This window comes from Sphingomonas phyllosphaerae FA2 (assembly GCF_000427645.1).
Classification (GTDB): domain Bacteria; phylum Pseudomonadota; class Alphaproteobacteria; order Sphingomonadales; family Sphingomonadaceae; genus Sphingomonas; species Sphingomonas phyllosphaerae.
The window spans coordinates 3,519,922-3,528,242 of sequence record NZ_KE386571.1 but is presented as its reverse complement, the minus strand read 5'-3'; the positions used below and the strand labels follow the sequence as shown (position 1 = coordinate 3,528,242).

8 protein-coding genes are annotated in these 8,321 nt (G+C 66.7%); all 8 read left to right on the top strand.

The features are described 5' to 3' along the window. The first annotated feature begins 5 nt into the window (after positions 1 to 5). Entirely contained in the window at positions 6 to 347 is a 342-nt protein-coding gene (locus tag SPHPH_RS21260) for a DUF7668 domain-containing protein (RefSeq protein ID WP_156026080.1), read from the top strand. Between the two features lie 387 nt (positions 348 to 734). After that, positions 735 to 1,004, top strand: coding sequence for a flagellar biosynthetic protein FliQ (locus SPHPH_RS0117080; RefSeq protein WP_028967790.1), 270 nt, complete (start codon positions 735 to 737; stop codon positions 1,002 to 1,004). Between the two features lies 1 nt (position 1,005). After that, entirely contained in the window at positions 1,006 to 1,770 is a 765-nt protein-coding gene (locus tag SPHPH_RS0117075) for a flagellar biosynthetic protein FliR (protein WP_028967789.1), read from the top strand. Between the two features lie 3 nt (positions 1,771 to 1,773). Continuing rightward, positions 1,774 to 2,838, top strand: coding sequence for an EscU/YscU/HrcU family type III secretion system export apparatus switch protein (locus tag SPHPH_RS20585; RefSeq protein WP_051273093.1), 1,065 nt, complete (start codon positions 1,774 to 1,776; stop codon positions 2,836 to 2,838). After that, positions 2,831 to 4,840: a flagellar biosynthesis protein FlhA gene (locus SPHPH_RS0117065; protein WP_028967788.1), complete on the top strand. Its 2,010-nt coding sequence runs from the start codon at positions 2,831 to 2,833 to the stop codon at positions 4,838 to 4,840. Before SPHPH_RS20585 ends, SPHPH_RS0117065 begins: the two co-directional genes overlap by 8 nt. Positions 4,841 to 4,845: 5 nt before the next feature. Continuing rightward, positions 4,846 to 5,982, top strand: coding sequence for a tetratricopeptide repeat protein (locus SPHPH_RS0117060; protein ID WP_028967787.1), 1,137 nt, complete (start codon positions 4,846 to 4,848; stop codon positions 5,980 to 5,982). 179 nt (positions 5,983 to 6,161) lie between these two features. Beyond that, positions 6,162 to 7,403 (top strand): threonine ammonia-lyase, encoded by a 1,242-nt coding sequence (locus tag SPHPH_RS0117055; RefSeq protein ID WP_028967786.1) that lies wholly within the window; start codon positions 6,162 to 6,164, stop codon positions 7,401 to 7,403. Positions 7,404 to 7,536: 133 nt separating this feature from the next. Next, positions 7,537 to 8,295 (top strand): arginyltransferase, encoded by a 759-nt coding sequence (locus tag SPHPH_RS0117050; RefSeq protein WP_028967785.1) that lies wholly within the window; start codon positions 7,537 to 7,539, stop codon positions 8,293 to 8,295. The last annotated feature ends 26 nt before the right edge of the window (positions 8,296 to 8,321 follow it).

Genomic DNA, 8,321 nt, shown 5'->3' with positions numbered 1-8,321 from the left:
AGCTAATGACCCCCGACGCAATCGAAAAAGTTGTCTTTCGCCTTTTAGAGGCACTCGCAGATGGCGAATATGCCACCGCCATCCGTAAGTGTTCCAACTCAAGGCTGACAGCAGACGATTTAGATAGAACAATAAGCATTTATGGACGTACAATCATCAAGCCACCTCTACACCTTTTTGAGCACTTGGATTGCGTCGCAATCCAGGGTCGCGCCGATCCTGCATGGTCAGTCCGTGCACCACTATGGACATTAGAGGAAGGCCGGTCTGACCTTACCCTTGAATTAACCGTCACCGAAGTGAACCGCAGCCTATTTACTGAGATTGACGACCTAAAGGTGATGTAATTATAGCACAGGTGCCGCGCTCGCTCATCATATGACGATTACGTTGCGCTACAGCTGGAGCATGGTTTGAGAACGCCATCAAGGGTCACCACCTCGAGCACGCGCAACGGTCAGGCGACCACCACCAGCCAGACCAGCGTGACCTGAAAATATTTTGACGGCCCGCTGCAATCGACGATCACCTACAAGCCCGACGTCAGCGGCTCCGTCAGCAACCTTACCCAGACAATTAGCGCGATCACGACCGGCATCAGCGAGACGGTCAACACCTCGCGCCGCACGATTCCTCCATTCCGGTGCCGACAATCGCTGCTTCAGTCCGGATCGTCGCTATCCATCAACACGGCCGAGCCAATGCAGCGGCGCATCAGATCCGGGGGGACGAAAGTGGGCGAAGACCGGGCACTCAGCCTGCTGAACAACATGCTGTGGAACAGTCTGCTCGTCGTCGGGCCGGTGCTGCTCGCCACGTTGCTGGTCGGACTGATCGTCAGCGTCTTTCAAGTTACGACGCAATTGCAGGAAGTCACGCTCAGCTATGTGCCGAAGATCCTCGTCGCCGCTTTCATGCTGATCGCGATCGGGCCGTGGATGATGGGGCGCGTGACCGGGTTCGCGGGGGCGCTCTACCAGTCGATCCCCGCGCTCGCGAACTGACGTGGGGGCGCTGGCGGATCAGGCGATTGCGACCTTGCTGCTGACGTTGCGCATGGTGCCGACGCTGGCCTTCGCCCCGCCCTTCACGCTGGTGCGCGTGCCGGCGGGCGTGCGCGTGTTGCTGAGCATCGCGCTGGCCGGCTGGCTGGTCGCGGGCGCGGCCGGCGCGACCTGGCGGTCGGATGCCGCCCACGACGGGGTGATCGTCGCGGCGGCGGGGGAGCTGCTGCTCGGCATCGGGCTGGCGCTGTCGCTGCAATTCGCGTTTGCCGCGTTGCTGACGGTGGGGCGCGCGCTCGATATCCAGGCCGGGTTCGGGCTGGCGGCGCTGGTCGATCCTACCACGCGCAGCCAGCTGCCGCTCGCCGGCACGGTGTTCGCTTATGCCGCCGGTGCGGTGTTCTTCCTGGGTGACGGGCCGGTGCGGCTGCTCGCGATCTGGGCGGCGTCGGTGCAGGCGGTGCCGCTCGGTGGCGGGATGGTCGCCGGGGATATAGGGCCGGCGCTGGCGCATCTGTCGGGCGGGTTCGTCATCGCCTGCGCGCTGGGCGGCGCGATCATGCTGGCGTTGTTCATGGTCGATCTGGCGATCGCGTTCATGTCGCGCACGCTGCCGCAGATGAACGTGCTACTGCTCGGCTTTCAGGTGAAGACGCTGGTGATGCTGGCGCTGCTGCCCGCCGCGATCGCCGCCGGGGGCACGGTGTTCGTCCGGCTGCTCGACGCCGCGCTGCTGGCTGCGCCCGATCTCGTCGCGGTGCGCTGAGCGATGGCCGAGGGGCAGGACCAGAACCGGACCGAACAGGCGACGCCTTTCAAGCTGAAGCGCGCGCGAGAGAAAGGGATGGTGGCGCGCGGGCTAGACCTCGGCTTCGTCGCCGGGCTGATCGGGCTTGCGGCGTTCGTGACGATCGGCGGCACGGCGCTGATCGCGTTGCTGTCGGTGCAGATGCGCCGCGCGCTGGGGCCGGGCGTCGCAGCCGCGGCGGAGCCGGGTGCCGCGACCAGCCTTGCCGCGCGCGCACTGTGGCCGGTGCTGCAACCGGTGGCGCTGTTCGGCGGCACGGTGATCGCGATCGTGCTGATGGTCGAAATCGTGCAATTGCGCGGGCTGTTCTTCAGCGCGACCCCGCTCAAGCCCGATTTCACGCGGCTCAACCCCGCCAAGGGGCTGAAGCGGCTGTTCTCGATGCGGATGCTCAAGGAAGCCGCCAAGAGCGTCCTCAAGATGGCAGGCTATACGATCGTCGCATGGCTGGCGGTGCGCGCGGCGCTGGCGGGGACGGCGGCGCGCATCACTGATGCGCCACGGCTGGTGGAGGCGCTGGACCGTGGCGCGATGCGGTTGCTGGTGCTGTTCATCCTCGCCGCGGCCGCCTTTGCGATCCTCGACCAGATCCTCGCGCGCGGCGATTTCGCCAAGCAGATGCGGATGAGCCGGCGCGAGGTGACCCGCGAACATCGCGAGCGCGAGGGCGATCCGCGGCTGCGCGCCAAACGCAAACAGGCGCACGCCGCCTTCGCCAAGCAAAGCAAGGGGCTGGCGAACCTGCCCGGATCGGATCTGATGATCGTCAACCCGCATCATATCGCGGTCGCGCTCGCCTATCGCCCGGCCGAACACGCCGCCCCGATGGTCACCGCGATGGGGGCCGACCGCCACGCGCTGCAACTGCGCGCCGCCGCGCGGCGACTCGGCATTCCGATCGTCGAGCAGCGTGCGCTCGCCCGCGCGTTGTTCCGCGACAGCGACATGGGGCGCGAGATCGCGGCGCATCACTATCACGCCGTGGCCGAACAATATTTCCGATTGGGGAGGACGCGCGATGATTGATCGCCTGATGCGCAACAATCGCGATCTCGCACTGGTCGGCGCGATCTTCCTGATCCTGCTGATCCTGTTCGCGCCGATCCCGGCGGTGATGCTCGATCTGGCGATCATCGCCAATTTCGGGCTGGCACTGACAATCCTGCTGCTGACCTTCTACGTCGCCAAGCCGGTGGAATTCTCGACCTTTCCCTCGCTGCTGCTGGTCGCGACGCTCTATCGCCTCGCGCTCAACGTCGCGGCGACGCGGCTGATCCTGACCGGGGCGAGCGCGGGCGAGGTGATCGGCTCGATCGGCACCTTCGCGGTGCAGGGCAATTTCGTCGTCGGGCTGGTGGTATTCGCGATCCTCGTGGTCGTGCAGTTCATCGTCGTCACCGCGGGCGCGCAACGCGTGTCGGAAGTGGCGGCGCGCTTCACGCTCGATTCGATGCCGGGCGCACAGATGAGCATCGACGCCGATCTCAACATGGGGCTCATCGATCAGACGGAGGCGGTGCGCCGCCGCCGCGGGCTGGAGCGCGAGGCGAGTTTCTACGGCGCGATGGACGGCGCGTCGAAGTTTGTGAAGGGCGATGCGATCGCCGGGATCATCATCCTGCTGATCGACATCATCGCCGGCTGGATCGTTGGCGTGCTGCAACTCGGGATGGAATGGAGCGACGCGCTCCAGCATTTCACGCTGCTGACGATCGGCGACGGGATTGCGGCGCAGCTGCCTGCGCTCATCATCTCGGTCGCGACCGGGATCATCGTCACCCGTTCGTCCGCCGACCGCGAATTGTCGACCGAAGTGTTCAGCCAGCTCGCCTCGGTCCCGCGCATCCCGCTGATCGTCACCGCGGTGCTGATGGCGTTGCTGCTGCTGCCGGGGATGCCGAAATGGCCGATCGTCGCGATCGGCGGGCTGGCCTTCCTGGCGTGGCGGCGGCTGGGGCGGATCGCCACCGCCGCCGAGCCGGATGCCGACGCCGCCGCGGCGTCCACCGATCAGCCCGCCGCGATCGACATCCGCCTCGGTGCCGAACTGGCCGAGGCATGGAAGGTGCAAGAGCCGATCCTGCTCGAACGGATCGAGGGCCTGCGCCGCTCCGCCGAGCGCAGCTTCGGCATCGCCTTCCCCGCGGTCGCGATCGTCGATGGTCCGGGGCTGGGCGGCTATGGCTACGACATCCGGCTGTTCGGCGCGCGCTTCGCGATCGGCGAGGCGCGCCCCGACCGGCTGCTGGCGATCGGCGCGCCCGGAAAGCCGCCCACCCTGCCCGGCATCGCCACCACCGACCCCAGCTTCGGCCTGCCCGCCACCTGGATCGAGCCGGTCCACGAGCCTGCCGCGCGCGCCGCCGGGCTGACGGTGGTCGATCCGATCACCGTGTTGATGACGCAATTCTCCGACGTCGTGAATGGCGAGATGGCGACGTTGCTCACCCGCCCGATCGTCACCCATTTGATCGAGCAGGTCCGCACGCGCCAGCCGGCGTTGATCGAGGAACTCATCCCCACCACGCTGGGCGTCCCCGACCTGCAACGCGTGTTGCAGAACCTGCTGGCGGAGGGCGTCTCGATCGCGAACATCGACCTGATCGTCGAGCATCTCGCCGACCTTGCGCGCCAGCACCGCGACCCCGGCGATTTGACCGAACAGCTGCGCCAGCGGCTCAGCTACGCGATCTGCAACCAGTTGCGCGGCGACCATCACGAACTGGCGGTGCTCAGCCTCGATCCGCGCATCGAAAACCAGATCAGCGCCGGGCTCGCGAGCGGCGCCGTCGCCGGGTTGCCGATCGAACCCGGGCTCGCCGAACGGCTGATCCGCCGCCTGTCGACGATGACCGAGGCGATGCACAAGGAAGGGCGCGCGCCGGTGCTATTGTGTGGCGGCGCGCTGCGGCGGCATCTGAAGGCCTTTACGCGTCGATCGATCCCGCGCCTGTCGGTGGTATCGGTCGACGAGATCCCGGTGCGCATAACGCTGCGCTCGTTCGATATCGTCAAGCTGGAGGGCTGACCCCGATGACTGTCACCAACGCCCCGACCGAAGCCGAGGCATCGCTCGCGACCTTGCTCTCCTATCTGGCGGTCGATCCGGCGAACCCCAGCCTGCTGCTCGACACCGCCGAGGCCGCGCTTGACGCCGGGCAGGTCGATCAGGCGCGCGCCTTGCTCGATCGCCTGTCGGGCGCGGATGCCACGCTGCCGCGCGCGCGCCATCTCGCGGGCCTCCTAGCGCTGCGGTCGACGCGCTTCGACGAGGCCGCCGCGACCTTCCGCACGCTCATTGCCGAGGGTCACGACGACCCTGCGCTCCGCTTCAACGCCGCATGGTCGCTGACGAAGGCCGGGGACGTGAGCGCGGCGGCCGACGTCCTCGACGACGCGACCGCGCGAGCGCTGCCACAGGCTGCGGCGCTGCGGGTCACCCTGCTCCACACCACCGGCGATCTGGATGCCGCGGAAAGCGCCGGCCGCCACTATCTCACCATCCACCGCGACCATCGCGCGCTGGCCGCCGCGATGTCGACGCTGGCGATCGATATCGAGGACGAGGCGCTCGCCGCCGAATGCGCGGCGCTCGCCCCCGATCACCCCGATGCGATCGCCACGTTCGGCACGCTCGCGCTCGGCCGCGACGATCCCTCCGAAGCGGAGGCATTGTTCGATCAAGTGCTCGCGCGCGCGCCGCACGTCCCGCGCGCGTGGATCGGACGCGGCCTCGCCGGGCTGATGACCGGCAAGACCGAACAGGCATCGGCCGATCTCGATCGCGGCGCGACCTTGTTCGGCGATCACCTCGGCTCGTGGATCGCCGCCGGCTGGGCGCATTTCGTCTTGCGCGATTATGCGACCAGCCGCGCGCGTTTCGACCATGCGCTCGCGCTGGACCAAAATTTCGCCGAGACGCACGGCTCGCTCGCAGTGCTCGATATCCTCGACGGTAATTTGGAGCGCGCGCGCGAGCGGGTCGCCATCGCGCTACGGCTCGACCGCGAATGCTTCTCCGGCGCACTCGCCACCGCGCTGCTGGCGACAGGTAGCGGCGACGCTGCTGGCGCGCGCGCGATCATCGAACGGGCGCTTCATACACAGATTGACGGCAGTCAGCGCACCGTCGCGCAGTCGCTCGCCAAATTGGGTATGATGTTGCGTTAGGATCTACCCTCGATCGGCAGAGGTTCTCTGGCGCCGTAGCTCTCAATGGTTCTGTTGCAAGAAAGGGCGCGTGCGGTCGTAACGGCGTTGCGGTTACGTTCATATCTTGGTCCGCCGAGCCGAACCGGCGGGCACGGGCAGGTGTTCCTTTCGTAACGACCTTCCGCTACGCCTCCACCATGGCAACCCAGCTCGTGACACCGCCCGCCCTGCCCGTTTCTATCGACGACGTTCGCGCCGCGCAGATCCGGATCGGCGACGCAATTGTCCGCACCCCGACGCTGATCAGCCAGACGCTGTCGAAGCTGACCGGCGCGACCGTCTACCTTAAGTTTGAAAATCTTCAGTTCACCGCCGCCTACAAGGAGCGTGGCGCGCTCAACACCTTGCTGCAACTGTCCGACGAAGCGCGGGCCAAGGGCGTGATCGCGGCGTCGGCGGGCAATCATGCGCAAGGGCTGGCGTATCACGGCAACCGGCTCGGCGTGCCGGTGACGATCGTGATGCCGCGCAATACGCCGGTGGTGAAGGTGGTGCAGACGCAGGGGCACGGCGCGACCGTGATTCTTGAGGGCGAGAATTTCGACGCCGCCTACGCCCATGCGCGGGTGTTGGAGGCGGAGCGCGGCTTCACCTTCGTCCACCCGTTCGACGATCCGCGGATCATCGCCGGACAGGGCACCGTCGCGCTGGAGATGCTGGAGGAGCATCCCGAGATCGATCTGCTGGTGGTGCCGATCGGCGGCGGCGGACTGATCTCCGGCATGGCGACCGTCGCGCGTGCCGCTGGCCGTCCGATCGAGGTGGTCGGCGTCGAGGCCGAGCTGTATCCGTCGATGTACAATCGCATCAACGGCACCGACATGCCGTGCGCCGGCGATACGCTGGCCGAGGGAATCGCGGTCAAGGAGCCGGGCGGGATCACCGCGCAGATGGTCGCGCAGCTCGTCGACGATATCGTGCTGGTCTCCGAACGCTATCTGGAGGAGGCGCTGAGCCTGTTGCTCCAGATCGAGAAGACCGTGGTCGAGGGCGCCGGGGCGGCGGGGCTCGCCGCGCTTCTCGCGCATCCCGAACGGTTCCGCGGGCGGACGATCGGCGTCGTGCTGTGCGGTGGCAATATCGACACGCGTCTGCTCGCCAATGTGCTGCTACGCGATCTGGCGCGGTCGGGGCGGCTGGCGCGGTTGCGGTTGCGGCTTCAGGATCAGCCGGGCGCGCTCTATAATGTGATGCGCGTGTTCGATCGCGAGCGGGTGAACATCATCGAAATCTATCACCAGCGCGTCTTCACCACCCTGCCCGCCAAGGGTCTGATCACCGATATCGAATGCGAGGCGCGCGACCGGGCGCATCTCGACGGGCTGATGGTCGGGCTGCGCGAGGTAGGCTTTGAGGTGAGCACCGTCGAGCTGGCCTGAAACGGTCTACCGCTTTCATGGTAAAGCGGCTTTTCACCGGACAGGCGTCGTCGCATATGAAGGCATCGAGGCGTCGGCGCTTCGCGGTGAAGATGGGTGGTCACATGGGCAGCGCAGGAAAGGGTCGGCACGCATGACGGCACCTTTCCGCTTTCCGCGCTTCTTCGTCACCAGCCCGCAGCCGTGCCCGTATCTGCCCGGCCGGCAGGAACGGAAGGTTTTCACCGAATTGTCCGGCCCGGAGGCCGGCGAGCTGAACGACGCGCTCGGGCGGATCGGCTTCCGCCGCAGCCAGTCGGTCGCGTATCGCCCGAGTTGCGCGGGCTGCTCCGCCTGCGTCTCGGTGCGGGTGCGCACGCACGAGTTCGAGCCCAACGCCACGCAGCGCAAGCTGATGCGCCGGCACGCCGATCTGGATGTATCGGCGTGCCGTCCGTGGGCGACTGACGAGCAATATACGCTGATGCGCCGCTATCTGTCGGCGCGGCATCCCGGCGGCGGGATGGCAGCGATGGACGAAGGCGACTTCGCCGACATGATCGAACATTCGCCGGTCAATTCGGTGGTGGTCGAATATCGCGAGCCGTCGGACGGCGGGCGACCGGGCAAGCTGGTCGGCTGTTGCCTGACCGACCGGCAGGCGGACGGGCTGTCGATGGTCTACAGCTTTTTCGACACCGATCAGGACGCGCGACCCGCGCTCGGGAATTACATCATCCTCGATCACATCGCGCGCGCGCGCGAGGCGGGGCTGCCTTATGTGTACCTCGGTTACTGGGTGAAGGGGTCGCAACGGATGGCGTATAAGACACGCTATCGTCCGATCGAGATGCTCGGCACGCATGGCTGGGTGTTGATGCCCGACGAAGCGATCGAGCCGCTGACCGTTTGATCCGCGTCGTTCCGGCCTTGATCCGG